The organism is Sedimentibacter sp. MB35-C1, assembly GCF_030913635.1.
Taxonomy (GTDB): domain Bacteria; phylum Bacillota; class Clostridia; order Tissierellales; family Sedimentibacteraceae; genus Sedimentibacter.
Window position 1 is genome coordinate 100,885 of sequence record NZ_CP133188.1, and the last position, 26,144, is coordinate 127,028.

Below are 26,144 nucleotides of genomic sequence, written 5' to 3' on the forward strand. Positions count from 1 at the left end.
CTATCCATCGCTCGTTTTTGCAGGGAACTTAGAATATACTGCTTTACTGCTCACTCCCGGCAATTTCCCCAGCTTGCCTGAAAGGGCACTGATTACATCGTTAGGCGCATCCACTGCAATACTAATAATACTAATATCCTTTTCCTTATATGGAATTCCCATTCTACCTATGATATACATGCTGTAATCATGCAGAATTCCGTTTAGTTTCTCAACCGAATCAATATCTTCTACAATTACTCCTATAATAGCAACTCTTGTTTCCATGTTAACCCTCCGTTTATAATAAAAAAAACGCCAAAAAGGCGCAGAATTCCACAATTAATCATGTACTTGCCCGGCCTTTCACCTCATATCCCGTATTCGGTGTCAGATACAGCTATTTATTTAATTATATTAGATTTAATTTTTTTTTGCAACCAATATATCACATATTGTTAAAAAAATTTCAAATGTTTTATTGAATTCGAATAGTACTCTGCCATATCGCCAAAATAAATTCTACATGCAAAGTATTTTAAAAAAACTATTGACAAAACATAATTTTAGTAATATCATACTAAAAACTCAATAATAAAACTGCTATGACAGAAGAAAGTAAATTTGAAGAAGCTACCAGGGAGTATTCGCCATTGACTGCAAGCGAATATTAGAATAATCATTTTGAAGTTCCTTCTTGAGCACTCGGCTGAATTAAGTAAGCTTGAGCGTACTTCCTGCGTTACAAGGATAGAATATCGGATTATAATCTCGTATTCGAAAAAAGAGCGGCATATGCCGAATTTGGGTGGTACCACGGAACAGTTGAATTTTAACCTTTCGTCCCTATATTGTTAACAATATGGAGGCGGAAGGTTTTTTATTTTATAAAGAATGGAGGTAAGATATGACACAATATAGTAATTTAGTTGCTGAAATGAATAAATATGATGATTTAATGAAAGATATATTTGAAAAGCGAATGTCTTTATTAGATCAAATTGTTTCAGCAGAAAGCAGCGTCTCAGACAAAATAACTTCCGTCAAAAATAATGAAACCAACAATAAATACTCTATTGAATATAATTATTTTCTTGACAACTTATTGTCTTTGGACAGCAATTACAGATATAAAAGAAGCAGACATAATAATAAATGCTCTGTTAATTATACTACTGATCCAATTGAAATTGATAATGTCTGCTATCAGGGCCTGCCTTTTTCATATTCAGAAGGAGCGGCAAAAAATCTGTTTAAAAATAAAAATTACATTAATAAATCAACATTTGAGGATGTATTTAAAGATGTTCACAACGGAAATGCTGAAGCTGGAATCGTACCTGTGGAAAACTCAACTGCGGGTTACGTTACTGACGTTTATGATCTGCTATTGAGATATGATTTATATGTAAATTATAATTACATCAGAAAGGTGGATCACTGCATTGCAGGAACCATGGACTCCTGCATTAATGACATAGAAGTTGTGTATTCACATCCTCAGGCAATCATGCAATGCAAGGATTATATAAACTTACGCGGGTTTAAGGCAATAAATGAAACAAACACGGCAGTTGCGGCTCAAAAAATATATTTAATGAACAGCAAAAGTGCTGCATGTATTTGTTCGCCTGAAGCAGCTGAAAACTATGGTCTAAAAATCCTTGAGAATAATATTAATTCAAAACATAATTACACCAGGTTCGGGGCAATATCAAAATACCTGATTGCTGACGAAAGCCATAATAGAATCAGCATAGTATTTACGGTACCTCATGAAATAGGAACACTTGATAAAGCTCTGGCTCTGTTTTCCTACTACAACATAAATTTATCATATATTTACTCTAGGCCTGATTTGGGAAGTCCTTGGAAATACTTGTTTTATTTGGATTTCGAGGGAAATATCTTAGACAAAAGAATACAAACTATTCTTTGTCAGCTTGAACAAAAACTCCCATTTTTTAAAATTCTGGGTAGCTTTAAATACTAAACATGCGGCATGTATTGACTGCGTAAAATTATTAATAATTATAAATTTTTTATTGACAAGTTCAAATTATGTGTTAGAATAGCTTAAACGATATTTGAAGGAGAAAATTTATAATGGAATTTATAAATAACTTTTATGCAACTAATTTATATAGCCGTTATCAGAGTAATTATTACTATTATTATTACTTTTATTGTTATATAAAAAAACTGCATAAATATATTTATAAAGGATTAATGCCGGCATTTTGATAAAAAATGCTTTGCCTGTTTTATCTCAGGTAATTTAAATTTTTCTCATCTTATAAGAAATTATTGGAGAGTCCTTTATAGGGCTCTTTTTATTTATTTAGGACAAAATACAAATCGGAGGACAGAAAAATGATATTAATTATTAACAAACTTGCAACTGAAAAGGAAATTTCTTCAATAAAGGAGAAAATCTGCAGCATGGGCTGCCAACCACACGAGTCGATAGGAATGAATTACAGAATTATAGGTATTGTCGGAGACACCCATAACATTGACCAAAGCGTATTTCAAAAAAACAGAATTATCGATAACGTAATTCGCATACAGGAACCATACAAAAAAGCTAACCGATTATTTCACCCGGACAACACAGAAATAAAAGTAGGTAATGAAACCATAGGCGGTAATAAATTGGCAATAATAGCCGGGCCATGCTCTGTTGAAAGTGAAGAACAAATTTTATCCATAGCAAAATCCGTAAAGGCATCTGGAGCAGGATTCTTAAGAGGAGGCGCTTTTAAGCCTAGGACTTCACCATACAGCTTCCAAGGACTGAAAAAACATGGGCTTGAACTTTTGAAATACGCCAAAAAAGAAACCGGCCTTCCTATTGTTTCAGAAATTATGTCAACAGAATTTCTTGATGACTTTGTAGAGGATGTTGACATCATTCAAGTCGGTGCCAGAAATATGCAAAACTTTGAGTTACTGAAAGAACTTGGAAAAATTAATAAACCTATTCTGCTGAAAAGAGGACTATCCTCAACCATAGAAGAACTTCTTATGTCTGCCGAATACATTTTAGCCGGTGGCAACGAAAATGTAATATTGTGTGAAAGAGGCATACGAACATTCGAAAAATACACAAGAAACACATTGGATCTAAGTGCAATACTTGCAATTAAAAAGCTTAGCCATTTACCTGTAATTGTAGATCCAAGCCATGCAACTGGCTTATGGTGGATGGTGGAAGCACTGTCAAAAGCAGCTGTTGCTGTAGGAGCCGACGGACTAATAATTGAGGTTCACAATGACCCTGAAAATGCATTGTGCGACGGAAGTCAGTCTGTTAAACCAAACAGATTTGATGATATTATGAAAAAGTTAAAACTAATTGCTGAAATAGAAAACAAAGCTATATAAAGGTTAGAGAGGTGTTGAAATTGAAATCCATGTCTGATTTAAATATAACCATAGTTGGGATAGGCTTAATCGGAGGTTCTTATGCCAAAGCTATAAGAAAAAACATAAAAACCAACAAGTTATGGGCAATTGATATAAATGTAGATGCATTGAATGAAGCTGAATCATCAGGCGTAATAGACAATGGATATACAGAACCGCAGTATCCTCTCGAGCATTCCGATCTGGTAATATTATGCACATATCCTAATGCCACCATGGATTTTTTGAAAAACAACATGAGATCTTTTAAGAAAAATGCGCTTATTACAGATACTATGGGGATGAAAAACAAAATTGTTTCAGATATCTTAAGCATAATGAGGGATGACCTTGAATTTATAGGAGGGCATCCCATGTCAGGAAGGGAGTTAGTAGGTTACAACCATTCTGATGCCGATATTTTTAAAAATGCACAATACATTCTGACCCCAAGCAAAAACACCTCGGACAGCTCTTTAATAATGTTAAAGCAAATAATAAAAAGCATAGGCTTTAATAAAATTATTGAAATGTCACCTCAAACACACGATGAAAAAATTGCATTCACCAGTCAGCTTCCTCATATTATAGCATGCACGTTAATGAACAATGCAAGTCTTGACAATAATTTTCAATGCGTGGGCGGAAGCTTTAAGGATGCTACAAGAGTGGCAGACATTAATTCTCAGCTATGGAGTGAACTGATACTGGAGAATAAGGATAATATATTAAATGAGATCAGTAATTTTATTTCAGACATAACTGACATCTATAATGTTATTAAGTGCAACGATAGAAACAGCCTGGAATTTTTCATGAACAAAAGCAGAGCAAGAAGAAAAGAGATGAATATATGACAGTACTAAATGTAACCCTTCAGACAAAAAAATATGATATAATGATGGAAAAAGGAATTATTAATAATATCGGGTTTGAAATAGAAAAACTATATGGCGGGAATAGAATTGCTGTTATTACAGATAAAAATGTATATTCATTGTATGGCGAGCTAGTAAAAAATTCATTAGAACATTGCGGTTTTAATGCGAGCTTTATTATACTGGAGCCCGGCGAAAAAAGCAAATCCATGACAGTGCTCGAAAGTGTATATACCCGCTTGCTGGAATCAAAAATAACCAGAGGCGACATGATAATTGCTTTGGGAGGAGGAGTTGTAGGCGATTTAGGCGGATTTGCTGCATCAACCTATTTGAGAGGTGTAGACTATGTGCAAATTCCAACTTCCCTTTTAGCACAAATTGATTCTAGTATAGGCGGAAAGGTAGCTGTGAATCTGGAGCAGGGCAAGAATTTAGTCGGAAGCTTCTACCATCCGAAAAAAGTTCTTATAGACCCCGAGGTACTTAATTCTCTTCCTGATAAATTTATCAAGGACGGCCTGGGAGAAGTAATAAAGTATGCGTGCATTAAAGATTCAGAGCTTTATGAATTATTGATGCGCATAAAATCTAAAGAAGAATTACTAAATAATATTGATACTATCATTTTCACATGCTGCAATATTAAAAGAGAAATAGTTGAACAAGATGAACGAGATACCGGGATACGAATGATATTAAATTTCGGCCACACATTAGGTCATGCTGTTGAAAAATACTATAATTACGAGACATACACTCACGGAGAAGCGGTGGCAGCAGGTATGTATTTTATAACACAGAAAAGCGAGGCTCTCGGATATACCGAACCGGGAACATCTGAAAAAGTAAAAAATCTGTTGACAAACTTCAGTATAGATTACAGTTTCCCCAACATTGACATGAATTATATAGAGGAAACAATTCTTTTAGATAAAAAAAATATTTCAGAGAATATAAACTTAATTTTATTGAAAAAAATAGGTGAAGCTTATATAGCGCAAATGCCTGTTAAAAATATAAACAACTTCCTAAAGTAAATCTGAGCAGGAGAATACAAATGAACAGCATAACGATAAAACCTTCTAAACTTAAAGGAGAAATAAAAGCACCTCCATCAAAAAGCTTAAGCCACAGAGCAATAATATGCGCTTCTTTATGCAGCAGTGGCGAAAGTTTAATAGACAATGTTGTTTTATCAGAGGATATAAAGGCTACCATAGAAGGCATGAGAAGTCTCGGTGCAAAAATAAACTTATTTGAGAACAGCAACGGTACATACAGCTTGCGTATAAAAAGGGAAACCGATAAAATACAAACGACTCATATTGACTGCAGAGAATCAGGCTCAACTTTAAGATTTATGATTCCCCTTGGCTCAATATTGTCAGAAGAATGCACTTTTACAGGCTCCGGCAAGCTTGTTGAGAGGCCTTTAGATGTTTATTATAAAATATTTGACGAACAAAAAATCAAATATAAAACAACTGGCGGTTTACTCCCCTTGTCTGTGCATGGTTCACTAATAAGCGGCAGCTACAAGGTTTCAGGCAATATCAGTTCACAGTTTATATCGGGACTTCTGCTTGCTCTTCCATTGCTGAGCGGTGATTCAACGGTTAAAATTAAAGGCCCACTGGAATCAAAGGGCTACGTTGATTTAACACTTGATATATTAAGCAATTTCAAAATTAATATTGTGAACAATGGCTATAAGGAGTTTAAAATTCATGGGAATTCCGTGTATGAGCCTGCAAACTATACAGTTGAAGGAGACCTGTCGCAAGCTGCTTTTTTCCTTGTAGCTCATGAAATCGGAAATGATTTGATATGTAACGGATTTGACAGCAGCACAAAACAGGGAGACAAGGAAATACTAAACATAATAGAAAAATACAAGCACATAGAAATAAGCAGCAATGAAGAAATCATAATTGACGCATCTCAAATACCGGATTTAGTTCCGATTTTAGCAGTGCTTGCATCGCTGAAAAACGGAATAACAACGAAAATAATTAATGCGGAGCGCCTAAGAATAAAGGAATCAGATCGCTTAAGGGCAATCTCTACCGAGATGAATAAGCTTGGAGCAAGTATAAGGGAATTGCCAGACGGACTATTAATAAAAGGATTAAACAGTTTAGCAGGAGGTGCCGCAGTAAACAGCTGGAATGATCACAGAATTGCAATGTCCCTTGCAATAGCGGCAACAAAATGTGAAAAAGAAATTATATTGGAAAATCATACAGCTGTAAATAAATCATACCCTTCATTCTGGGATGATTATAAAGCTTTGGGAGGTATGTCAGATGAGTTCGATGTTCGGCAATAAATTAAAAATAAGTATTTTCGGTGAATCTCACGGCGAAGCCATAGGCGTGGTTATAGACGGACTTCCGCCTGGAATCAGGTTGAATCACGACTATATTAAAAAACAGATGCTGCGCAGAGCACCCGGAAGAAGCAGCCTTTCCACTCTAAGAAACGAAAAAGATTTATACCATATTGTAAGCGGCTATTTTGAAGATAAAACAACAGGCTCTCCATTATGCGCAATTATATACAATGAAGACAAGAAATCAAAGGATTATGATATTTTAAAGGATACCATGAGACCCGGTCACAGTGATTATCCCGGGTTTGTAAGATATGCCGGATGCAGCGATTATCGAGGCGGCGGCCATTTCTCCGGTAGAATAACTGCACCTTTGGCATTTGCCGGTGCAGCTGCAATGCAAATACTTGAGGAACATAAAAATATTTTTATCGGCAGCCGTATAAAAAGCATATGCAAGATTAAGGATGATGATATTTCTGAAATAGAAACCAATACTCTTAAAGACTTGCGCAACATGAATTTTCCCGTTATTTCTGATGAAAAATCAGCACTGATGCAGGCAGAGATACTTAAAGCAAAAGATGAAGGTGACTCTGTGGGAGGCGTAGCAGAAACATTTATAATTAATACTGATGCAGGCCTTGGTCAGCCCTTCTTTGATTCAGTAGAAAGCAAGCTGTCACATATGATATTTTCCATACCGGCCGTCAAAGGAATAGAATTCGGAGCCGGTTTTGATATAACCAGTATGAAAGGCTCAGAAGCAAATGATTCATACTGTATGAAGGAAAACAAAATTATTACCGAAAGTAATAATAACGGCGGGATAACAGGAGGAATTACAAACGGTATGCCCATAGTGTTCAGAACAGCTATAAAGCCTACACCGTCTATAGCAGTTACCCAGAAGACCGTTAACGTTTCATCTATGAAAAACACTGAACTGACTATATCAGGACGTCACGATCCATGCATAGTACCAAGGGCACTGCCTGTTATTGAGGGTGCTGCAGCACTGGTGATACTCGACTTAATATTGGAAAGGGAAGGTGAAATATGGAACCAAAAATAGATTTAAATAAAGTAAGAAATGAAATTAATTCAATAGATGCTGATTTAGTAAAACTTTTAGAAAAGAGATTTAATTTAGTGTTGAAGGTTGGAGAATATAAAGCAGCACACAATCTGCCGGTATTAGATGAAGCAAGAGAAAAAATTGTTATTGAAAAATGCAAGAATCATTTAGAAAACGAGAAGTACAAAACCTATATGGAAAAAGTTTTTACACAAATTATGAATACCTGCAAGGATATTCAAAAAAATGAAATTAAAATATTGTAAAGAGGGATCTGTTAATGGAAAATTTATATGGCTTAATAGGCGAAAGGCTTGGACATACCTTCTCACCTCAAATTCATAATAAAATAATGGAAGAAACTCATACAAGCGGTCATTACGGACTGTTTGAAGTAAAAAAAGAAAATTTACAATTTGTTGTTAACGGATTAAAGGCACTTGGTTATAAAGGCGTAAACGTTACTATACCATATAAATTGGACATAATTAAATATCTTGACTTTCTCAGCCCAGAGGCTTCGAAAATCGGAGCCGTAAATGTAGTGAGCATAGATAAAAACGGTGCATCCACAGGATACAATACGGACTATTATGGGTTTGGAATGATGCTGGATCATGCAGGTGTGAAAATTGAAAATGAAACAGCTGTTGTTCTGGGTACCGGCGGTGCATCAAAAGCAGTAACGCAGTATCTAAAGGACAGCGGTATAAAAGAATTAATTCTGGTATCCAGAAATGCAAAATCGGCAAAAGAAAAATATCCGGATGATAAAATTATTACGTACAATGAATTAAATAAATTATACAGCTGTTCTATGGTAATCAACTGTACTCCCATAGGCATGTTTCCAAAAACCGAGCAAAGTCCGCTTGATAAAGAGCTTTTGAACAAATTCAACACGGCTGTAGATTTAATTTACAATCCGCCAAACACTCTATTTCTAAAGGAAGCAAAAGAAAAGGGCTTAAAAGCAATAAACGGACTATACATGCTTGCCGCACAAGCTGTTAAATCACAAGAAATATGGAACAAATCAAAAATCGAAGCAAAAGTTATAGATAATATACTAGATATGTTTTAACAGGAGATTTATATTATGAATAAAAACATAGTAATAATAGGAATGCCCGGAAGCGGCAAAAGCACCGTAGGTTATATGCTATCCCAAAAAATGAACATGGACTATATAGATATGGACAAATATATAGAGACAAATGAAAACAAAACCATCAAGGAAATGTTTCAAATAGGCGAAGAATATTTCAGAGATGTTGAAACAAAACACACTAAGGCATTGAGCAAATTAAATTTCCACGTAATAGCCACAGGCGGCGGAATTGTAAAAAGAAAAGAAAATATCAAAATGCTTAAAGAAAACTGCATCATGATATTTTTAAACAGGCCTCTGGACAACATAATTCGAGATATTGACACAAACATAAGACCGCTTCTGGCAGACGGAAAAAATAAATTATACCAGCTGTATAATGAAAGGTTTCCTTTATACAAGGAGTATTGTGATATTGAGGTAATAAACGACCGTGAAGTTTCTCATGCCGTAGAGCAAATCACAAAGCTTGTAGCAAATGAAATCTAAAAAATCTCTGGTATTTCAGACTACCTTTAACTTAAATCAATCAAATATTAAAAAAACTGTTCTTTGGAGAAATTATAATCCAAAAGAACAGTATCCGTTTGCTTTAAATGCTTTATAACGTTAGCTTTTACTTCTATCCGCCTTCATCATTTTTTCAAATGCCTCGTAGCGGGTTCTCAGAGCCTTCTCATGATTTTCTTCATCTGATTTTAATTGTTCAAAAAATTTTTTAACTTTTGGATCATCTGCTTTTTCAGCAAGCATTTGGTAATGTTTCTGAGCTCGTATTTCGTCCTCGATTGCTTCTAAAATTCCTTCCAGTATCTGCTGCATACAACATCCATCCTTTATATAAGTTTTGTATCTTGCCGGTTTAATATAATAGTTTTCTTCAACCAAACATCTCCGGTTTTATGCCTGTTAAAATTATAGCATAAATATCTCTTATAATCTACTTGAATGTTAATTGAAAAGAAGAATCATAAGTGATTATTTTTATAAACTATTATTCATCTTTTACTGCTACAAGATTGTCATTATTATTTGCCTGATTATACAGTAGGCCTTTAAATATCAGCAGTATTGATACTACAATTACCCCTGCGGAAATTATCCACACTACAGGTATTGAAGTGTGTTTAATTATAATGCTGTTCACAACCGAACCAGTTAATCCCCCTGTCTGAAGAATCAATGAATTAACAGATAACACGGATGCTCTTATTTCATTAGGCACTTCTTCGTTTAATATCACACCTTCCGGTATGCTTGCCATACCGAAAATCAAATACACCAATGCATAAAGCGCTATAAAAGAAGCAATGTTCAATTGCAAAGCCATTATTATCAATGATAATGACAGAAATACTCTTAGAATTAAATACATTTTTTTAGCGTTAATCTTTTTAATTAGCACACCTGATACAATATGTCCTGCCATAGCCGCAGCTAAATACAAAAATGCCATAACGCCGAGAAGCGCCATAAAGCCTTCATCCCCCATCAGCGTTATGAAATGAGGCTGCCAATACACCTCTAATGCATAGAGTAAAAATCCCGTTGAAAAAACAGAAATAAAAATGCAAATAATAGTCCTGTTTTTTAATATAAATGCAGAACTACTTTTAACATGTTGTTTTAATGATATTCTTTTTTCTGTTTCTATTGCAGCTGTTTCCTTAATAAAAATAAATGCAAGCATAAGAACTGTAAGCGTTAATATTATTTTGATTATAATATTTAAATCGTATGTTCCTAATAATGTAAAGTAATTTTTTGAAATTTCAGGAAATAATCCGCCGGTTAATGCTCCCGCCGATAATCCCAATGCATCCAGTACATTTATCCTTGTGGTTACTTTATGCAATGCGACCTTTCCAAATGAATCAATGTATGAATCAATAAACAGAGCTTCAAACGATCCAGAAGATATTGCTCTGGTAAGCCCCTGCATAAAAATTCCCATACATATTGCAGCTATACCCTTTCCAAATAAGAAAAATAATGAACTTATCAAGGATACAATCAATGATATACAAAACGTCCTTTTTCTTCCAACAATATCTGCCATTATTCCCGTAGGCAGTTCGAAAATAACTACGGTAACTGCATACATGCCTATTATTAATGATAAATTACTCATGGATGCGCCTTTATCCATAAGCAATAAACTTAATATAGGAACCATGAGGCCATTTATATATGAATTGAGGAAAAATATCAGAGAATATATGTTTAATCTCATAATTAACCATTCCTGTCATTATCATTTAAATCTGATCTATATGCAATCAAAGCATACTCAAAGGGGTGAGTATTGTCTGAAGCTCTTGAATGTTTTTTTATAAAATCGTCTATAATGCTGAACAATTCATTTGCCTCATGGGTAGTTAAATGAACAACGCCTGTCAATTGATCTACTAATCTATTTCCATTTCTGTACTCTTCACTTATTAATTCTCTCTTTGACGTTATCAGCTCATTATAACCGTTATATGTTTCATTTATAATGCTTCTTGCCAGAGCATCACGTTCCAGTGATAAGCCATCATTTAAATCCTGTCCTATGCTGACAGTCTTGTCAGATAATCTAAGATACCTGGCTGTTATGCCGTTTATAATTTCGTTGTGGTCAAATTCGATTATTCCAATCTGCTCCAACTGCTTAATATGATGCTGTGCCGAAGATGGCGAAGTGTTCAATTTGTCGGCGATATGTTTAGAAGTTACCGACCTGCCTTCTCTGCTCATTATTTTTATTATTTTTTGTCTGACAGGTGACATAAAAATCTTCAATTCTTTATCGGTTCTAAGTACAATGTAGTTTTTTCTTTCCATATTCAACCTCCCAATATCGTTACATTTATTATAACATTACATTTTATGTAACGTCAATATAAATGTTACTACTTTCTACTTATTATTATGATATATATTTTTTTGCAAATAAAGAAGGATTTGCGAATGACACAAATCCAAGTGTTACAGCATACTTTGATTCAATACGCTGCGTTTTTATGCATGCTCCTTCGTACTTGGAGCTTATTTTAAAAAGTATTCAAGTGAATCATAGCTGACAACAGATCTCAGCAGCTGAATGTGTTTAATCTCATCATCATTAAATCCTGCTATGCCTTTTTGTAGCAAAAAAGCGTTATACCCTCTTTCAATGGCGCCGTTGTATGTAAACAACACGCAGTACTCTGCAGCAAATCCACTTATAACAACACAGTCCACACCTTCATTCTTAAGAATGGCATCCAGCTCTGTTTTCCAAAAAGCATTGTTAAAAGATTTATGTACAAAAAAATCATCATCTGATATTATTAATTCATCCACACATTTAAAGCCGTCCGTTTCCGGTCCTCCTGATTCTAAATCTTGTATAATTACTACAGGATACTTTTTTTTGCGGAAATATTGACTTATTTCATTAATATATTCTACTGCCCTTTCAAAGGATGCTTTACAAGATGTTTCTTCTTTGCAATTTTTTTGCATATCCACTATTAAAAATGCTGTTTTTGACATAACACTCTCCTAATAATTGTATTTACTGCGAATAGTTAAGCATATAACACTATATTTCTTGTTGCATTATATAACTCCAACAGGCGATATGTATATTATAAACTCATTTTCTCCGTCAAGTCCAAGCAAATTGTCAACTAATTCCTGATCAAATTCAGCCATCGCACATGCTCCGCAGCCTATTGCTCCGCTGCTTAGATACAAATTTTGCATTACATGCCCTGCATCAAGCAGCATTAACTTATGTGATTCCAAAAGAAATCTCCATTCGCATCTGTATGGAACTGCGCTGTAGAAAAAAACAACTGCTGCTTTTGCGGCAAATGTCTGCCCCCTCAAGCTATCAGATATTTTATTTTCAAGTTCGTCAACTGATTTAATAAATTCTAAGGAGTGTTCCATTGGTAAGTAATGATATATACCTTTTTCTAGCCCCTCTACATTTAAAACCGTCAAATATGTTTCAAACGCATGCCTTGCTCCTGCAGACGGAACTGGCCTAACTGTTGCATAATTATTTCCTCTTATTTCTTTAATTCCCTGAGTAGTCCACAGCAGGAATGATAATTGGTCAATAGTTATGCTTTCATTTTTATAAACACGGTGAGTTTTTCTTTCCTGAACCAATTTTAAATAATCAGGCTCTTTTATTAATGAAGAAAATTCTTTGCTTAGTTTAATAGCAGTATTGCTCATAGGTGCTTTTGTCAAAGGCGGCTGAGGAAGCTGCTTTTGCTGATCAGATTTGTGTCTTTCCTTAGCAAATGTACTTTTCATAAATTCTCTGTTACTGCGTATTTTGTTTTTTACATCTTGATTTTTTTCCATATGTCCTCCTCAATTGTTCAAATCCTACATTTAGTATGATGTAGTTTTATTTAGTCCAATATTTTTTCAAATAGCAAACTATCTATCCACTTTCCATGTTGTAGCATATACTGATTGTACTTTCCGACAAATTGTTTTCCCGAATCTACTACCGTGTACATATAGTGCATACCTTTATCTTGTTCACAAACCAATTCTTTAACAATTTGAACAAAAAAATTATAGTTGTAATATTCATCTATTCTAGGCAATCCAATATTTTTAAAATATACTCTATTTTCTTTTTCAAATTCAAACAGCTGATCTATATCACTCAACGTTAAAAGTTTTATGCTAACGGATTCCATAATACCTTTTCTCCTTCTTAAGAACAAATCATAACTTTGTAATTCTGCATCATTAGAACAACTTAATTTAACATAGTTTAAAATCTATGATAATTTTACCACAACTAATGTTATATCATCATTGATTTTTTCAAGTTTTAGAAAATCATTAAAATCTTTGTGGACTTTTTTTACTATGTCATCGGGCTTCAGCTTATATATTTCAGTAAACAGCTTTTTAAGCCTGGTCTCATAAAATTCATTGTTTGATCTTTGCTCCGGCAGTCCGTCAGACATAATAAACAGCGTCATTTCCGGAGACAAGGGCAGAGACTGGTCTGCATACTTGTACAAGTCTGTGCCTATTGCAGTTGAAACCGGGAGACTTGCTTTGTTCAACTCTGTTACATATCCATTGTTTCTTATAAGTACGGGACACATGTGAAATCCCGCATTACAATAAGTCAGCTCATTTGTCCTTAAATCAAATACGGATAAAAAAATGCAGACAAGATATTCTACCGGATATCCTTCATTCATATACTGCTCGACAAAAAATTCCATAATTTCTTTAGGTGATAGCACCTGCCCTGGTATATGTTTTAGTGTAAAGTAGCTTCTTATAGTATCCTTAACAAAAATAGCCAGCATTGCACTGTCAAGTCCATGTCCCGATACGTCAGCCGCAAAGCATACATATTGTTCAAAATAATCATTAAGCAACCCGTTGTCTACTTTAAATACATCGAACAAATCCCCGCCCAGTTCCTGCGCCGGAATATACAAGGAGGCAAAAGAGATATTTTCTGAGCTTGGAAGGCTTTCTGGAAGAGACTGCTTATGAATTTTAATGGCATTTGCAATTTCAACATCCAGCTTTTTACGTATTTTTTCATACTCGGCATATTTTTCGTTGCCGTAAATATATATGTAGTTATTCTTTTTAAATGTCCTTACATGAAGTTTAATATGTCCTTGCTTGCCTTTTAATAATAATTCTTCCGGCTCAGAAGGTTTTTCCGTTGTGTCTGCAATAAAAGATTTAGTTTTATTTATCTGAAAGTCAGCAACAATGTCCAAAAATTTTTTTTGTTTTAGTTCATTGTCAGTATAGCCCAAATATGACTGCATAGCCCTGTTGGAGAAAATAATTCTTCCATCTAAGCTACAAACCAAAAAATGATCATCAATCATATAAGCTATAGTTTCATTTATTTCCAGTGTATTAAAATTTTTCTCCGTCATTGCTTCCTCCTGTCTTACGTGATTGTCATTTTTTTATCTTTCTTATGATTATAGCACATATATCTTTTGTTATCTACTTGATAATTAAATGTCATAAATGTATTTCAAACATTTCTGCTGAAATAAGCCTCAGTAATTATTATCCATATTTTGTTTTTTTAAGAAACATTTACAAATAAATATTGTCAGGGTATTATATATATAACTACTTTTAAGAAGGTGAATTATGAAAAAATTAATTATTGTACTTATCTTCTGTATTGTTTTAACATCCTGCAAAAATACGTACAAAACAAATGATGATATTACCAATAATGATTCCGGCATAAATGTATCCGTAGAGCCAGAGATGCCTGAGGAACCCGAAAATCCAGTGGAACCTGAGAAATCTGAAAAACCTGAAAACCAAGAAAATGCTGTGGATAATAGGTTTTCTCTTATGGATTTGACAGAGGGACAGCTTGAAAGCATTCATCTTGAAATGAGAGATGATAATCGATGGTTATTTTCAGGCGATCTGGGATCGTCTATTAGATTGTCAGATTGTGAAATTGCAGTTTCCGACTACAACTACAAAATTTTAAGAAATTCCAGCCAGGCTCTATATTGCAACGGAATTGACATCGAATACGGAACTGGTGCTATAGATACTGCCATAGCAAGCAGGGATTATTTGTATTTTAAAAATAAAGGCATGGCTGATGAATCTTTTAAAACTGACTACAATATTTTGAATGGTGATATGATATTATCTCTGGAATGCACTGATTCTGATATGTCTAATATGGAAATAAAAGAAATTAAGTACAGTTATTCTATTGATAATTTGACCTTGTACGGATTTATTAAAAAAAATCAAGATGGCTGCAACGTTATAATTGACCCTGCCTACATGAAAGGGATTCCTGTATATCACCCAAGAAGTGAATTATGCAGATATGAGATTAACGGTATTGATATAGAGGCAGACACACTCAGTTTGACAATTACTAAAATTGATGAGTCTATTGAAAGTTATTTAGAAAGTTTAGGTGCAGATTATGTTTATGCCCGCCTGCAGTTCAACAATTTTAGTTGCAGCTACGGAACAGTGTCGGGATATAATTCAACTGCCGAGCTTTGCGGATACAATTTAATTTCTGAGGATGCCGAAAAAATACTGTCTCAGCAATTTACTATAGAAAACAGCGGCAAAAGCAGTGAAATGACGACTGCATATAATATTTTAACTTCAAATTATAATACCTTAATTTCTGATTCTGTTGTAGGTATCTCCCTTCTTGATCTTGATTTTGATGGAACTCCTGAGGTTATGGTTTCCAAATACCCAGATAACTGGAACCAGATGAAAGATGAAAATGGTGTTGAAACAATAGATGTGGATGTTTACCGCATTGACGGAGATAATCTTGTATATATTGATACACTCTGGAATTATCATACAGTGGTTTATGAGCTTGGCAACAGATTGGGTATTAAAAAACTCGATGACGGCAGTAAAGCATGGTTCAACATGTCTTATAAGGACAGAAACAGCGGTGAAATTTCCGATACGGATTATCTGTTTAATTTAGAAGGAGACAAACTTGTATTCACAGAGGTCTTCAGCAAGGACTCCCATGACACTTACTATTATTATGGAGAACCGATGGTGTTTGAAGAAGAAACTTTTTTTGATGAATCCCTTGGCGAGGAATTTACAAGGCTTAAATGGGGAGAATTCAGTTCAATTTATGGAGACTGGGCACTTATAGGATGGATAAAGGAGGACTATTGCAAGGATATGAAAGATTCTTCCTTTAGTCTATATAATTATTCCATGTCTGTAGCTGTACCGGGTGAAAAGCCTTACATAATCCCTGTGACAGAACGCATGCTCAGCTACTATATTGCTGACTTGGTTGATTCCTATTACCTTGGCACATACGATTCTGGCAAGCAATATTATGAATATAAGTTTCTGGGAGATTTTGCAAAGCCCATAATATATTTATACCCTGCAGAAAAAGCTGATGTTTCTGTACGGCTTGATTTTAACGGAGAGCTTACATGCACATATCCTGATTACAACGGCGGCTGGAATGTTACGGCTGAACCTGACGGAACTTTGATAAATAAAGCCGATGGAAGGAAATATTCATACTTATTCTGGGAAGGGGAAGGAACCGCAAGCTGGGATCTGTCAAAGGGATTTATTATTGCCAGAGAAGACACTTCACAATTTTTGCAGAATAAGCTTCAATACATGGGGTTAAATTCCGAAGAAATAAACGATTTTATCGTGTACTGGCTACCTCGAATGAATAAAAACAAATATAATTTGATAACATTCCAAACAGTCGCCTATGAAAAAAGCGCAAAGCTTAATATTACTCCCAAGCCCGACAGCCTATTGAGGATATTTATGGTTTACAAACCTCTAAACCAACCTATCGATATTGTCCCTCAAGAGCTTAAGACATTTACACGGGAAGGCTTTACAGTAATTGAGTGGGGAGGCTTTGAACTGGAATAAGAAAAAGGTGCCTTAACATACTAAATGCTTAGGCACCTTCTTATAATAAATTGTTCAAGCCGCATTTTATATAGTTAGTTATTATAACTGAGAAATCTCTTTTGTTACTTTCAGGAATTCATCAATATCATTACATCGTGGCAGTGAATAAAATACCGGTTTAACATTTAAATTTTAAATTTGCTGCAATGGCGCATCAATAAGTTACACTCTTCTTTTATAACAATTCCTAAATACTTGGGAATTCGTCAATTTAATTTGCACTAACTTTAATTATATTATATAATGGCTACAGTTTTGAATCATAAACTACATGGATATATAAACATATGAAAGGTTAACAAATGAATTCAAGAACAAAAGGGATTTTTCACATTTTACTGGCGGGGTTGGCTTTCGCCTTTATGGGTCTATTTATACGTCTGTCCGGAGATTTGCCGGCAATACAAAAAAGCTTTTTCAGAAATCTTATTGCTTTTGCTGTAACTTTTAGTATATTTATCAAAAACGGAGAAAAAATACAGATCAAAAAAGAGAATTACAAGTTTCTTATTTTGAGATCTACATTCGGCACCATAGGAATTATATGCAATTTTTATGCTCTTGATCACATGGTTTTATCAGATGCTTCCATGCTGAATAAGCTGTCACCGTTTTTTGTTATCATATTTTCTTATTTTATTTTAAAAGAAAGGATTACTATATTCCAAGGATTAATGGTTTTAACCGCCTTTTTAGGAGCAGTTTTTATAGTAAAACCTACGGGAAACATAAGCAGCTTTCCGGCAATAATAGCAGCACTTGGCGGAATGGGTGCCGGAGCAGCTTATACAATGGTGCGATTATTGGGAAAAAGAGGCGTTGAAAAGAAAATCATCATTATGTTTTTTTCCGGCTTTTCATGCATTGCAAGCATTCCCTTCATGCTGGGAAGATTTGCACCAATGTCCTTAAACCAGCTATTACTTCTTATTTGCGCTGGAATAATGGCAACTGTCGGACAATTTGCGATAACCAAGGCATATTTTTATGCTCCTGCCAAGGAAATATCCATATATGATTACTCTCAAATTATATTCTCAGCATTAATAGGCTTTGCTTTTTTGCAACAGATTCCGGATCTTCACAGCGTATTAGGCTATGTTATTATATGCTTTTCCGCAGTCAGCATGTATTTATATAATAGCAGGCATGTTGAAGCTTAGTGAGTGCAACAAGGACCTTCCCTATAAAGAGTCGGTCCTTATTTTATTTTTATCAGAGGGCATAAAAACTTATATTAATAAAGGAATATTCCCATGAAAATTTGTAAAATTACTTATATTACAATAATATTAAAACAGTTTATTTTTTGATTAATTTCATCTCCTATGCAAATAATAACAGCATAAAATGAAAGGAGAAAATATATGAATAATCCAAAAAATTCAATATCTGCTGAAGCGAAACAAGCATTACAGCAATTTAAAATGGAAGTTTCAAGAGAACTAAGCATAGCAAACCCTCAGGAAAAAAATCGCGCAAACATGACATCCAGGCAAAACGGTTATGTTGGAGGATATGCCGAAAAAGGGCAGTCAATTAAATAGACGGTAAGCAAGATCACTCATAAAAGGCATGGACTCTATCTATGATAGTAATAAAATACTATCATAGTTTTTTTATATGACATCCGGCTCGTATTTCTATTGTAATAAACTACTCAGCTTACAATCCAAGACTACTCATCTATTAAACTTTTATGCAAATTACACATTTGTATAATTTTACTATTCAATTTCCTATTGACAAATAAAACAATCAGATTATAATAGTTCATAAATAAACTGTTTATTATTAAACTATTATTTGAGGTGAAACTTATGATTAACGGTGCAGAATTACTTTTGAGTCTTCAAACCATTACGAGATTATTTGAAAAATACGGAAAGCAGGCTTGTGATCTACTTGAGTTGAATATGACGGAAATGAGAGTGTTGATGTTTCTTATTAACAATCCTGATAAGGATACAGCAAGTGACATAGTCAATTTATTTTTTTTCCCAAAAGCAAGCGTATCAATTACCATTGATACACTAATAAAAAAAGGTTACTTGGAAAGATTACCCGACAAGAATGATCGCAGACGCATTCATCTAAATGTGATTAAAGATATAGACATGCTTAAAGAAATTTTTGTTTCATTAAAAAACAACTTCTTTTCACAGTTATATACAGGTTTTACTGAAGAAGAAATAAATCAGCACCAAAAATTTTATGAAAGAATAGTTAATAATGCTATAAACGGACTTAATGAGGAGTAAACATAATGCAACTTGAGAGCAGCAATGAATTTTTAGGCAAAGAACCAATAGGAAAACTTCTACGAAAGCTGGCAATACCAACTATAACTGCACAGCTTATAAATATGATGTATAACATAATTGACCGTATGTACATTGGGCATATGCCAAATAACGGCGCTCTTGCCCTAACAGGTGTAGGTGTATGTATGCCAATAATTATGATAATAACTGCATTTGCCATGCTTATTTCCTCCGGCGGTGCTCCCCGTGCTTCAATTATGATGGGGGAAGGAGATGTTGATGAAGCAGAGAAGGTTCTCGGCAACAGTTTTACATTTCAAATTATTATATCTATAATTTTAACAATTGTACTGTTGATTTGGAATCGTGATATTTTAATGGTGTTCGGTGCAAGTGAAAACACTATTCAATACGCCACGGCATATATGAGCGTTTATGCCATCGGTACATTTTTTGTTCAAACCACATTAGGTATGAATGCATTTTTAACTGCACAGGGCTTTGCAAAAACAGCAATGATTTCTGTGTTGATTGGTGCAATTACAAATATAGTATTAGATCCTATTTTTATATATGCTCTGAATATGGGTGTCAGCGGTGCGGCACTTGCAACAATAATTTCGCAATTTTTATCTTCTGTTTGGATAATACTTTTTTTGACCGGAAATAATACCATACTAAAAATACGACTGTCAAACATGCGCTTAAAAGCAATTTATATTTTGCCAAGTCTTGCCTTAGGTCTTGGATCATTTATTATGTCCGCAAGCGAAAGCCTTCTTGCCGTTTGCTTCAACTCTTCACTGCTGAAGCATGGAGGAGATGTAGCTGTGGGAGCCATGACAATTATTGTCAGCGTTCTACAATTTGCAATGCTTCCCCTACAAGGCCTCGCTCAGGGAGCTCAGCCTATTTCAAGCTACAATTTCGGTGCAAAGAATTCCCAAAGAGTAAAGGACACATTTAAACTTTTATTAAAAATAAGCCTTGGTTTTTCTACAATCATATGGCTGATGATTATGCTGTTCCCTCAGCTTTTTATCCGTATTTTTACTGACAACTCAGGGCTTATGAGTTTTTCAATCAGCGCAATAAGAACATATTTTACTGTTATGTTTATATTTGGAGTACAGATTGCTTGTCAAATGACATTTATATCAATAGGAAACGCTAAGTCTTCAATAATTGTTGCCGTAGTTAGAAAATTCGTTCTTCTCATACCGCTAATATATATAATGCCGCAGATTTTCAAGAACAATCAGGTGTTGGCAGTTTATGCGGCAGAGCCTGTTGCCGATATAATCGCTGTAATATTTACAGCAATTTTATTTACAGTACAGTTTAAAAAGAGTTTAAATTCATTAGTGAGTTTCTATTAAAATAAATTTACCTCAGTTATAAAAAGGGCATACACAGTCAAGCGATATCTAACCCTCTGTGGTATTCTACTCTCAAAGGAGGTGCATATCATGCACGCATGGGAACAAATACAGCAAACCATAGAATTTATTGAGGACCATTTAGGCGAGGAAATTAATATTGAAAGCCTTGCAAAGACAGCAGCACTTTCCCCATTTTATTATCAAAGACTTTTCAGTCGATTAGTGAAAAAACCCGTGGCAGAATATGTGAAACTGCGACGTATGGCAAAAGCAACAGAAATACTGTGCCAAAAAGACATGCGTATCTTAGATATTGCTTTGGAGCTTGGCTTTTCATCGCACAAACTTTTCTCCAGAACGTTTAAAGATACCTTTGGAATGACTCCGGACGAATATCGTAAAAATCCGCAAACACTCAACAGAATGACCAAACCAGAGTTATTGCTACGATATACTCTCATTGACGAGGGGGTTCCGCTTATCACTGATGGCATTGTTCTTGAAATTAACAGGCGTCAACTTACAGAACCAATCCAATTTATCGGCCTTAAAAAGAAGATGCCTGCTCAGTTTGTAGAAGGATTGGGAATCGAATCCGGTGTGAACGCATTGGATACACTTTGGCGAAAATTTCATAATCAAAAGACAGCTGAGCTTGGACTTGCTGCAGATGCAGAGGAAATAGGTGTATCCTATCCCTGCACTGACACAAAATTTTTTAATTATTTTGCAGGAGCAAAAGCAGAAACAACGGCAATCACAAACAGCTGTGCTAACTGGGAGCTGCCGAAGGGAGACTATATTGTATGTTCATTTGAAGCTGAAAACTTTGAATTGCTGGTAATGGATGCGCTTCACAAATCAAATCAATATCTCTTTTCCACATGGTTACCAAAGCACAATCTACAAATAGAACCTTTTGGTGCAGAGCGCTACAAAAGCCACACTCCGGAAACTACAAGCATGGAAATATGGCTAAAAATAGCTAAATAAGCAGCCAGACAGTCAAGATTATAAATCAAGCCACCAGCATATGTAGTAAAGCTGATGGCTTAATTAATTGTTAGCTTTACTTTCTCCATATTTATTTACCTCTAACTTTTTTATGAAGCTTCTGACCATATCAAAGCTTTATGCGAGAAGCTGTCTTGTTAATCTCTGGTAGTAAAAATTATACCCTATATTTTATAAATTATTTTTTGTTATTACTAAAAAATTTTTTGGAGAATATCCTGTTTCTTTTTTAAAGTTCGAGTAAAAGGCAGACATACTTCCAAAACCACATTCAAAAACACTATCAACAATAGCTGCTCCTTCAAGCAGCATTTCTTTAGCTTTCTTTATCCGCACAAAACGCAGATATTCCGTCATTGTTTTACCATAGGATTGTAGAAATAATTTATTCAGGTAGCTTTTGTTCACACCCAGATTTTTAATATGTTTTGTAAGCTTTTCATTATCGTCAAAATGCGTATCTATCACATCTTTAGCTTTCTGAGTCAATTCCTCTGTCGGGAAGAACTCCAGAAGATCAGGCCGGCATCTTTTACAGGGGCGATATCCGGCGTCCATTGCCTGCAGTTTATTATCAAAGAAAACTACATTAGTTTTAAGAGGAGATTTTGATTTGCAAGATGGTCTGCAAAAAATCCTTGTAGTTTTAACTGCATAAAAAAATTTACCATCACTGTCAGCATTATTTTTAATTACCGCTTTCCATTTTTCTTCATTTGTCATAGAAACTACCCCTTAGTGTTTATCAATATAATCTTGCAATTGTTCGTGCCATTTTACAGTATCATATATCTGTGGTTCAGTTATTTCCATCATTAGAAGGTCAATTAAATGTCTAGGTTTTTTCCCTCCAATATGCATTGACTTCACACATGAAACGCAGTATACACAAACTTCGTCGCAAGGCATTGAGTCTGCTCGTTTTTTCATTTTTTCGCGAACCTTTTTAACAGGCATTTTAGGGTAAAAGTCATCTCCGCAGCATATCGATCTTGTGCCTGAAAATTCTGCTTCTATAATATTAATGTTCATTTTCTTAAGAAGGTTACGCACTGCCTCATGTACTTGAGGCTTTTCACGAATTGGACAAGGGTCATGCACCGATAGCTCTAAACCTTTGTAGTCAGGATATTGAAATGTATCCAATTTATCAAGCACTTCCCATAAAGAAATGGTTGATATACCCTCATATAAGCTTCTAAAGCGCCTGTCGCATCCAGCACATACATTGATAATCAGCGAACCTGATTTAAGCTGCGGGTTATGACGACAGCACACTTTATGCAATTCAACTTCCCCATAGTTTTTATTCAAGAATTCTATAATTTTATTTTCAACTTCAGGCTTATATATGCTCAAAGCACAGCCCGGATTAAAATACGTTTTCATCATTATATTTCCTCCTGTCTAAATTTGCGCTTAGCTAAGGTACCTTCATTTACTACTTAATTTTAACAGGTGATAAATTAAAAATCTTCTTGATTTTAGATTTCTAATTTTTATTTTTCGCAGTTTCCACTGCTCTTCTAAGACCTATCCACCAATCTTGTCTTATACTTTATTCTCCTGAAAATTTATCAATGCTATTAGTTATTGGTACTTCCGAAAATACTATCGCAATTATTCGTAATTCTCCCATAAGCAATTAATTCATCATTAAGATATTCCCTACAATTTCCTTATTTTATAACGTCTTCACCGCTTATATCAAATTGTGGTAAGGTTATTAGCTTATCATTTGCTTCCTTGATAAAGGTAATATTAGCTAGGTACCTTCCTTTTTTCTTTTTATGGAATATCTCCGCTTGAAATAAAAGTTCACCAGTTGGTATATCTATTATAACCAACTCGTTGATACGTTTTCCGTCAACCCCAAATGTCCCATAAAGCTTATCTCCATATTGCTTAAAGCTTCTGCCTTCGTAATAGGATACATAATTATATTCACTGCTTGCTGTAATCCTCTTTATATCCCTAACATTAAAATCAGTGTCAAAATACAAAAGAATAGGCTTATAAGTCTCGTCCTCCGTACAAAGTGCTACAATTGTGTCACCTAGCTTAGCTAGCTTTTCCAACCTAACAATATTATCTACTTGGATTGATAATGCTTTTGACTCATCTGTATTTGCATTATATTGATTTATATTCATTATATTATCCTTGATATAAGCTCCATAAAACATATTATTATCAATTAGATTAGGTGACATAGATGGCAATTTAATAGTCCTATATGCCATTGATTCAATATCAATATTATATATAATTTCACCACCACATACTAAGGTGCTATCAGTAGCATCCAGTATGTGAAAACTTTCTTTAGTATCCAGTTCTAAATAAAGAGATTTTAGTTCACCATCAATAAGGAAATATAATTCGCTACGTTCATTATCAGTACCTACAAAGACCTCATAGCGCTCATTGCAATAGTATTCATCAAGCTCCATAGGCTGCAGATTATCAAAAAGTCCTTGTTTTTTACCAAGCTCAACAAGTTTTTTAAAGGAATCCTCCGGATAAGTTAATCCACCAAAGCCTCCGACAGTAGGGCTTTGGTTATATACAACCTTGTCCTTCCAATAAAAATTCTCCTTTTTTGAAGACTTCGCAATACCTATTTGATAATACAATATTGCATTTAACTCTGTATTATCTAAATTATCCACCTTAATTTCATATGAAATATCATCTGCTATTGTTAATTTACTGCTACTATCTTTACTGCATCCACTTAGTACCAATATTAATAGTACAGTTAATATTAATTTTTTCATATATTCTTTCTCCCTAGATAGTGTAATAAATATAAGTTAGCATATACATGTTGTTGGTTAGTTCTCTTGTTCATCTTACTCTGCTTCCTTGAACCCACACTTCTTTTATATTAGATGACTCTGACAGTAGCAGTATTTTATGAAGCAAATCTTCAGGATTTTTTTCTTTGTAGAATCTTGGTATATTATTTTCTATGTTTATTATTTGTACATCAAATGAATAGCCTTTATCAAGTTTTCCTATTGGTAAATTCAGCGCTGTGCCACCTGCTGCGGTAGCAGAGTAAAAAGCATTATTAATAGTTATAGAAGAGCATGATCGCCCTCTCTCGTCACGACACAGCGAAGGATTAACACCTTCTTGCAGCATTCTTGAAGATATTACAGCTTGCCTTATAGATTGATACATGCTTGGACTGTAGCCCCCTGATATATCTGTTGCCATCCCTATGTTAACACCCCTGCTGCTAAAATCCTTAAAAGGTAGTACAGCATTTGCAAAGTAAGCATTTGACAATGGACTATGTGCTATACTTGTTTTTTTATTAGTTATAATCTTTAAATCATCAGGTTCTAAAAATGGCGCATGTGCAATAACTGTTTTCTCAGTTATTAAGCCAAAATTATCTAATGCTTGTGTATCACTTACACCATACTTATCTTTGGCAAATTGATGTGCCCAGTCACTTTCACTGCAGTGGGTCTGTATATGAACATCATACTTCTTTGCTAACCTCCCTAACTCCGTTAAAGCTTCGGAAGTACAGCTTGGAATAAATCTTGGTGTTACAACAGGATAAACCTTCTGCTTGTATAAATTTTGTATTTCTAATACTTCATTTATAAACTTTTCAGTTTCATAAACAGCTTCCTCCGGAGAAGCATCCCTATAGAACTCTAAATTACTATTTGGATCATCCATTACAACTTTTCCAACCAAACCGCGCTGCCCCAATTCTCCACATAAGCTTGCTAATAATGTGGACGATTCTCTATCTGCAGTAGCAAAATACATTGCTGAAGTTGTGCCATGCCTTAGTGTAGTATTAACCACATCTCGATATACTTCGTTTGCAAATTCTAAATCCTTAAACTTTGATTCCAAAGGAAAGGTATATTCACCAAGCCATGTCTCAAGGGGCCTGTCTAAAGCGGTACCTGCCTGTGGCCATTGAGAAGCGTGAATATGTAAATCCACAAATCCCGGAAGCATAACTTCCGAATCGGAAAGTATTCTTAATTTTCCACTCTTTAAATACTTAGATCTAATTAAATCGTAATCTTTATGCCCTTCTTCGTAAACTTCCTCTATATAACCTTCATTGTTTACACAAAATATACCATTGTTAACATATTTGATTTTGTTGAAATCTATACAATAAAAAGCATTGCCTTGAATAGCTGTGTTATTAAGCATAATTTATCCTCCCACGCATCCTA

At 34.5% G+C, this 26,144-nt stretch carries 27 protein-coding genes; 15 read left to right on the forward strand and 12 right to left on the reverse strand.

The genetic code is table 11. The features are described 5' to 3' along the window. On the reverse strand, positions 1-267 hold the full coding sequence (locus tag RBQ61_RS00495; RefSeq protein WP_308138596.1) for a TM1266 family iron-only hydrogenase system putative regulator: 267 nt from the start codon (positions 265-267) through the stop codon (positions 1-3). Positions 268-886: 619 nt separating this feature from the next. Here RBQ61_RS00495 and RBQ61_RS00500 point away from each other — a divergent pair. From RBQ61_RS00500 to RBQ61_RS00540, 9 genes are all read left to right on the forward strand, one after another. Beyond that, positions 887-1,972 carry a prephenate dehydratase domain-containing protein gene (locus tag RBQ61_RS00500; RefSeq protein WP_308138597.1) on the forward strand — a complete coding sequence of 362 codons (1,086 nt, stop codon included), beginning with the start codon at positions 887-889 and terminating at the stop codon, positions 1,970-1,972. A gap of 380 nt (positions 1,973-2,352) precedes the next feature. Beyond that, complete coding sequence (gene aroF, locus RBQ61_RS00505) at positions 2,353-3,366, forward strand: 3-deoxy-7-phosphoheptulonate synthase (RefSeq protein WP_308138598.1); 1,014 nt, start codon at positions 2,353-2,355, stop codon at positions 3,364-3,366. A gap of 29 nt (positions 3,367-3,395) precedes the next feature. After that, positions 3,396-4,244: a prephenate dehydrogenase gene (locus tag RBQ61_RS00510; RefSeq protein WP_308140075.1), complete on the forward strand. Its 849-nt coding sequence runs from the start codon at positions 3,396-3,398 to the stop codon at positions 4,242-4,244. Further along, a complete protein-coding gene (gene aroB, locus RBQ61_RS00515) occupies positions 4,241-5,305 on the forward strand; it encodes a 3-dehydroquinate synthase (RefSeq protein WP_308138599.1) in 1,065 nt (354 codons plus the stop codon). Before RBQ61_RS00510 ends, aroB begins: the two co-directional genes overlap by 4 nt. Positions 5,306-5,325: 20 nt before the next feature. Continuing rightward, positions 5,326-6,597 (forward strand): 3-phosphoshikimate 1-carboxyvinyltransferase, encoded by a 1,272-nt coding sequence (gene aroA, locus RBQ61_RS00520; protein ID WP_308138600.1) that lies wholly within the window; start codon positions 5,326-5,328, stop codon positions 6,595-6,597. Continuing rightward, complete coding sequence (gene aroC, locus RBQ61_RS00525) at positions 6,575-7,675, forward strand: chorismate synthase (RefSeq protein ID WP_308138601.1); 1,101 nt, start codon at positions 6,575-6,577, stop codon at positions 7,673-7,675. Before aroA ends, aroC begins: the two co-directional genes overlap by 23 nt. Continuing rightward, positions 7,660-7,944, forward strand: a complete 285-nt coding sequence (locus tag RBQ61_RS00530; RefSeq protein ID WP_308138602.1) for a chorismate mutase — start codon at positions 7,660-7,662, stop codon at positions 7,942-7,944. The genes aroC and RBQ61_RS00530 overlap by 16 nt, the downstream gene beginning before the upstream one ends. 14 nt (positions 7,945-7,958) lie before the next feature. Further along, positions 7,959-8,762: a shikimate dehydrogenase gene (gene aroE / locus RBQ61_RS00535; protein WP_308138603.1), complete on the forward strand. Its 804-nt coding sequence runs from the start codon at positions 7,959-7,961 to the stop codon at positions 8,760-8,762. 15 nt (positions 8,763-8,777) lie between these two features. Then, positions 8,778-9,278, forward strand: coding sequence for a shikimate kinase (locus tag RBQ61_RS00540; protein WP_308138604.1), 501 nt, complete (start codon positions 8,778-8,780; stop codon positions 9,276-9,278). A gap of 120 nt (positions 9,279-9,398) precedes the next feature. Here RBQ61_RS00540 and RBQ61_RS00545 read toward each other — a convergent pair whose 3' ends face one another. The 7 genes from RBQ61_RS00545 to RBQ61_RS00575 form a co-directional block, all read right to left on the reverse strand. Continuing rightward, complete coding sequence (locus tag RBQ61_RS00545; RefSeq protein ID WP_374049894.1) at positions 9,399-9,677, reverse strand: ferritin family protein; 279 nt, start codon at positions 9,675-9,677, stop codon at positions 9,399-9,401. Between the two features lie 106 nt (positions 9,678-9,783). Further along, entirely contained in the window at positions 9,784-11,022 is a 1,239-nt protein-coding gene (locus RBQ61_RS00550) for an MFS transporter (RefSeq protein ID WP_308138605.1), read from the reverse strand. A 2-nt stretch (positions 11,023-11,024) separates the two neighbouring features. Beyond that, positions 11,025-11,615 carry a winged helix-turn-helix domain-containing protein gene (locus tag RBQ61_RS00555; protein ID WP_308138606.1) on the reverse strand — a complete coding sequence of 197 codons (591 nt, stop codon included), beginning with the start codon at positions 11,613-11,615 and terminating at the stop codon, positions 11,025-11,027. A gap of 204 nt (positions 11,616-11,819) precedes the next feature. Then, positions 11,820-12,308, reverse strand: coding sequence for a cysteine hydrolase family protein (locus tag RBQ61_RS00560; protein WP_308138607.1), 489 nt, complete (start codon positions 12,306-12,308; stop codon positions 11,820-11,822). 66 nt (positions 12,309-12,374) lie between these two features. After that, positions 12,375-13,136 carry a SagB/ThcOx family dehydrogenase gene (locus tag RBQ61_RS00565; RefSeq protein WP_308138608.1) on the reverse strand — a complete coding sequence of 254 codons (762 nt, stop codon included), beginning with the start codon at positions 13,134-13,136 and terminating at the stop codon, positions 12,375-12,377. Positions 13,137-13,186: 50 nt separating this feature from the next. Next, positions 13,187-13,483, reverse strand: coding sequence for a hypothetical protein (locus RBQ61_RS00570; protein WP_308138609.1), 297 nt, complete (start codon positions 13,481-13,483; stop codon positions 13,187-13,189). An 84-nt stretch (positions 13,484-13,567) separates the two neighbouring features. Next, a complete protein-coding gene (locus RBQ61_RS00575; RefSeq protein ID WP_308138610.1) occupies positions 13,568-14,707 on the reverse strand; it encodes a SpoIIE family protein phosphatase in 1,140 nt (379 codons plus the stop codon). A gap of 226 nt (positions 14,708-14,933) precedes the next feature. Between RBQ61_RS00575 and RBQ61_RS00580 the strand changes: the two genes are divergently transcribed. The 6 genes from RBQ61_RS00580 to RBQ61_RS00605 all read left to right on the forward strand — a co-directional run bounded on the left by RBQ61_RS00580 (position 14,934) and on the right by RBQ61_RS00605 (position 21,903). Further along, complete coding sequence (locus RBQ61_RS00580) at positions 14,934-17,222, forward strand: hypothetical protein (RefSeq protein ID WP_308138611.1); 2,289 nt, start codon at positions 14,934-14,936, stop codon at positions 17,220-17,222. A 344-nt stretch (positions 17,223-17,566) separates the two neighbouring features. After that, a complete protein-coding gene (locus tag RBQ61_RS00585; RefSeq protein WP_308138612.1) occupies positions 17,567-18,427 on the forward strand; it encodes a DMT family transporter in 861 nt (286 codons plus the stop codon). 204 nt (positions 18,428-18,631) lie between these two features. Next, positions 18,632-18,811 (forward strand): alpha/beta-type small acid-soluble spore protein, encoded by a 180-nt coding sequence (locus tag RBQ61_RS00590; RefSeq protein ID WP_308138613.1) that lies wholly within the window; start codon positions 18,632-18,634, stop codon positions 18,809-18,811. A 273-nt stretch (positions 18,812-19,084) separates the two neighbouring features. Beyond that, complete coding sequence (locus RBQ61_RS00595; protein ID WP_308138614.1) at positions 19,085-19,525, forward strand: MarR family winged helix-turn-helix transcriptional regulator; 441 nt, start codon at positions 19,085-19,087, stop codon at positions 19,523-19,525. Positions 19,526-19,530: 5 nt separating this feature from the next. After that, complete coding sequence (locus tag RBQ61_RS00600; RefSeq protein ID WP_308138615.1) at positions 19,531-20,907, forward strand: MATE family efflux transporter; 1,377 nt, start codon at positions 19,531-19,533, stop codon at positions 20,905-20,907. A 90-nt stretch (positions 20,908-20,997) separates the two neighbouring features. Further along, positions 20,998-21,903, forward strand: a complete 906-nt coding sequence (locus RBQ61_RS00605; protein ID WP_308138616.1) for an AraC family transcriptional regulator — start codon at positions 20,998-21,000, stop codon at positions 21,901-21,903. 192 nt (positions 21,904-22,095) lie between these two features. Here RBQ61_RS00605 and RBQ61_RS00610 read toward each other — a convergent pair whose 3' ends face one another. The 4 genes from RBQ61_RS00610 to RBQ61_RS00625 all read right to left on the reverse strand — a co-directional run bounded on the left by RBQ61_RS00610 (position 22,096) and on the right by RBQ61_RS00625 (position 26,121). Further along, positions 22,096-22,647 (reverse strand): bifunctional transcriptional activator/DNA repair enzyme AdaA, encoded by a 552-nt coding sequence (locus RBQ61_RS00610; protein WP_308138617.1) that lies wholly within the window; start codon positions 22,645-22,647, stop codon positions 22,096-22,098. A gap of 12 nt (positions 22,648-22,659) precedes the next feature. Continuing rightward, positions 22,660-23,316: a (Fe-S)-binding protein gene (locus tag RBQ61_RS00615; protein WP_308138618.1), complete on the reverse strand. Its 657-nt coding sequence runs from the start codon at positions 23,314-23,316 to the stop codon at positions 22,660-22,662. 287 nt (positions 23,317-23,603) lie between these two features. Further along, positions 23,604-24,704 (reverse strand): hypothetical protein, encoded by a 1,101-nt coding sequence (locus RBQ61_RS00620; protein WP_308138619.1) that lies wholly within the window; start codon positions 24,702-24,704, stop codon positions 23,604-23,606. 70 nt (positions 24,705-24,774) lie between these two features. Continuing rightward, entirely contained in the window at positions 24,775-26,121 is a 1,347-nt protein-coding gene (locus RBQ61_RS00625) for an amidohydrolase family protein (RefSeq protein WP_308138620.1), read from the reverse strand. Positions 26,122-26,144: the final 23 nt, after the last annotated feature.

What these genes read in the sequence shown, in the direction of transcription:
- RBQ61_RS00495 (WP_308138596.1), bottom strand. Translation starts at nt 267, where the DNA reads ATGGAAACAAGAGTTGCTATTATAGGAGTAATTGTAGAAGATATTGAT.
- RBQ61_RS00500 (WP_308138597.1), top strand. Translation starts at nt 887, where the DNA reads ATGACACAATATAGTAATTTAGTTGCTGAAATGAATAAATATGATGAT.
- aroF (WP_308138598.1), top strand. Translation starts at nt 2,353, where the DNA reads ATGATATTAATTATTAACAAACTTGCAACTGAAAAGGAAATTTCTTCA.
- RBQ61_RS00510 (WP_308140075.1), top strand. Translation starts at nt 3,396, where the DNA reads ATGTCTGATTTAAATATAACCATAGTTGGGATAGGCTTAATCGGAGGT.
- aroB (WP_308138599.1), top strand. Translation starts at nt 4,241, where the DNA reads ATGACAGTACTAAATGTAACCCTTCAGACAAAAAAATATGATATAATG.
- aroA (WP_308138600.1), top strand. Translation starts at nt 5,326, where the DNA reads ATGAACAGCATAACGATAAAACCTTCTAAACTTAAAGGAGAAATAAAA.
- aroC (WP_308138601.1), top strand. Translation starts at nt 6,575, where the DNA reads ATGAGTTCGATGTTCGGCAATAAATTAAAAATAAGTATTTTCGGTGAA.
- RBQ61_RS00530 (WP_308138602.1), top strand. Translation starts at nt 7,660, where the DNA reads ATGGAACCAAAAATAGATTTAAATAAAGTAAGAAATGAAATTAATTCA.
- aroE (WP_308138603.1), top strand. Translation starts at nt 7,959, where the DNA reads ATGGAAAATTTATATGGCTTAATAGGCGAAAGGCTTGGACATACCTTC.
- RBQ61_RS00540 (WP_308138604.1), top strand. Translation starts at nt 8,778, where the DNA reads ATGAATAAAAACATAGTAATAATAGGAATGCCCGGAAGCGGCAAAAGC.
- RBQ61_RS00550 (WP_308138605.1), bottom strand. Translation starts at nt 11,022, where the DNA reads ATGAGATTAAACATATATTCTCTGATATTTTTCCTCAATTCATATATA.
- RBQ61_RS00555 (WP_308138606.1), bottom strand. Translation starts at nt 11,615, where the DNA reads ATGGAAAGAAAAAACTACATTGTACTTAGAACCGATAAAGAATTGAAG.
- RBQ61_RS00560 (WP_308138607.1), bottom strand. Translation starts at nt 12,308, where the DNA reads ATGTCAAAAACAGCATTTTTAATAGTGGATATGCAAAAAAATTGCAAA.
- RBQ61_RS00565 (WP_308138608.1), bottom strand. Translation starts at nt 13,136, where the DNA reads ATGGAAAAAAATCAAGATGTAAAAAACAAAATACGCAGTAACAGAGAA.
- RBQ61_RS00570 (WP_308138609.1), bottom strand. Translation starts at nt 13,483, where the DNA reads ATGGAATCCGTTAGCATAAAACTTTTAACGTTGAGTGATATAGATCAG.
- RBQ61_RS00575 (WP_308138610.1), bottom strand. Translation starts at nt 14,707, where the DNA reads ATGACGGAGAAAAATTTTAATACACTGGAAATAAATGAAACTATAGCT.
- RBQ61_RS00580 (WP_308138611.1), top strand. Translation starts at nt 14,934, where the DNA reads ATGAAAAAATTAATTATTGTACTTATCTTCTGTATTGTTTTAACATCC.
- RBQ61_RS00585 (WP_308138612.1), top strand. Translation starts at nt 17,567, where the DNA reads ATGAATTCAAGAACAAAAGGGATTTTTCACATTTTACTGGCGGGGTTG.
- RBQ61_RS00590 (WP_308138613.1), top strand. Translation starts at nt 18,632, where the DNA reads ATGAATAATCCAAAAAATTCAATATCTGCTGAAGCGAAACAAGCATTA.
- RBQ61_RS00595 (WP_308138614.1), top strand. Translation starts at nt 19,085, where the DNA reads ATGATTAACGGTGCAGAATTACTTTTGAGTCTTCAAACCATTACGAGA.
- RBQ61_RS00600 (WP_308138615.1), top strand. Translation starts at nt 19,531, where the DNA reads ATGCAACTTGAGAGCAGCAATGAATTTTTAGGCAAAGAACCAATAGGA.
- RBQ61_RS00605 (WP_308138616.1), top strand. Translation starts at nt 20,998, where the DNA reads ATGCACGCATGGGAACAAATACAGCAAACCATAGAATTTATTGAGGAC.
- RBQ61_RS00610 (WP_308138617.1), bottom strand. Translation starts at nt 22,647, where the DNA reads ATGACAAATGAAGAAAAATGGAAAGCGGTAATTAAAAATAATGCTGAC.
- RBQ61_RS00615 (WP_308138618.1), bottom strand. Translation starts at nt 23,316, where the DNA reads ATGATGAAAACGTATTTTAATCCGGGCTGTGCTTTGAGCATATATAAG.
- RBQ61_RS00620 (WP_308138619.1), bottom strand. Translation starts at nt 24,704, where the DNA reads ATGAAAAAATTAATATTAACTGTACTATTAATATTGGTACTAAGTGGA.
- RBQ61_RS00625 (WP_308138620.1), bottom strand. Translation starts at nt 26,121, where the DNA reads ATGCTTAATAACACAGCTATTCAAGGCAATGCTTTTTATTGTATAGAT.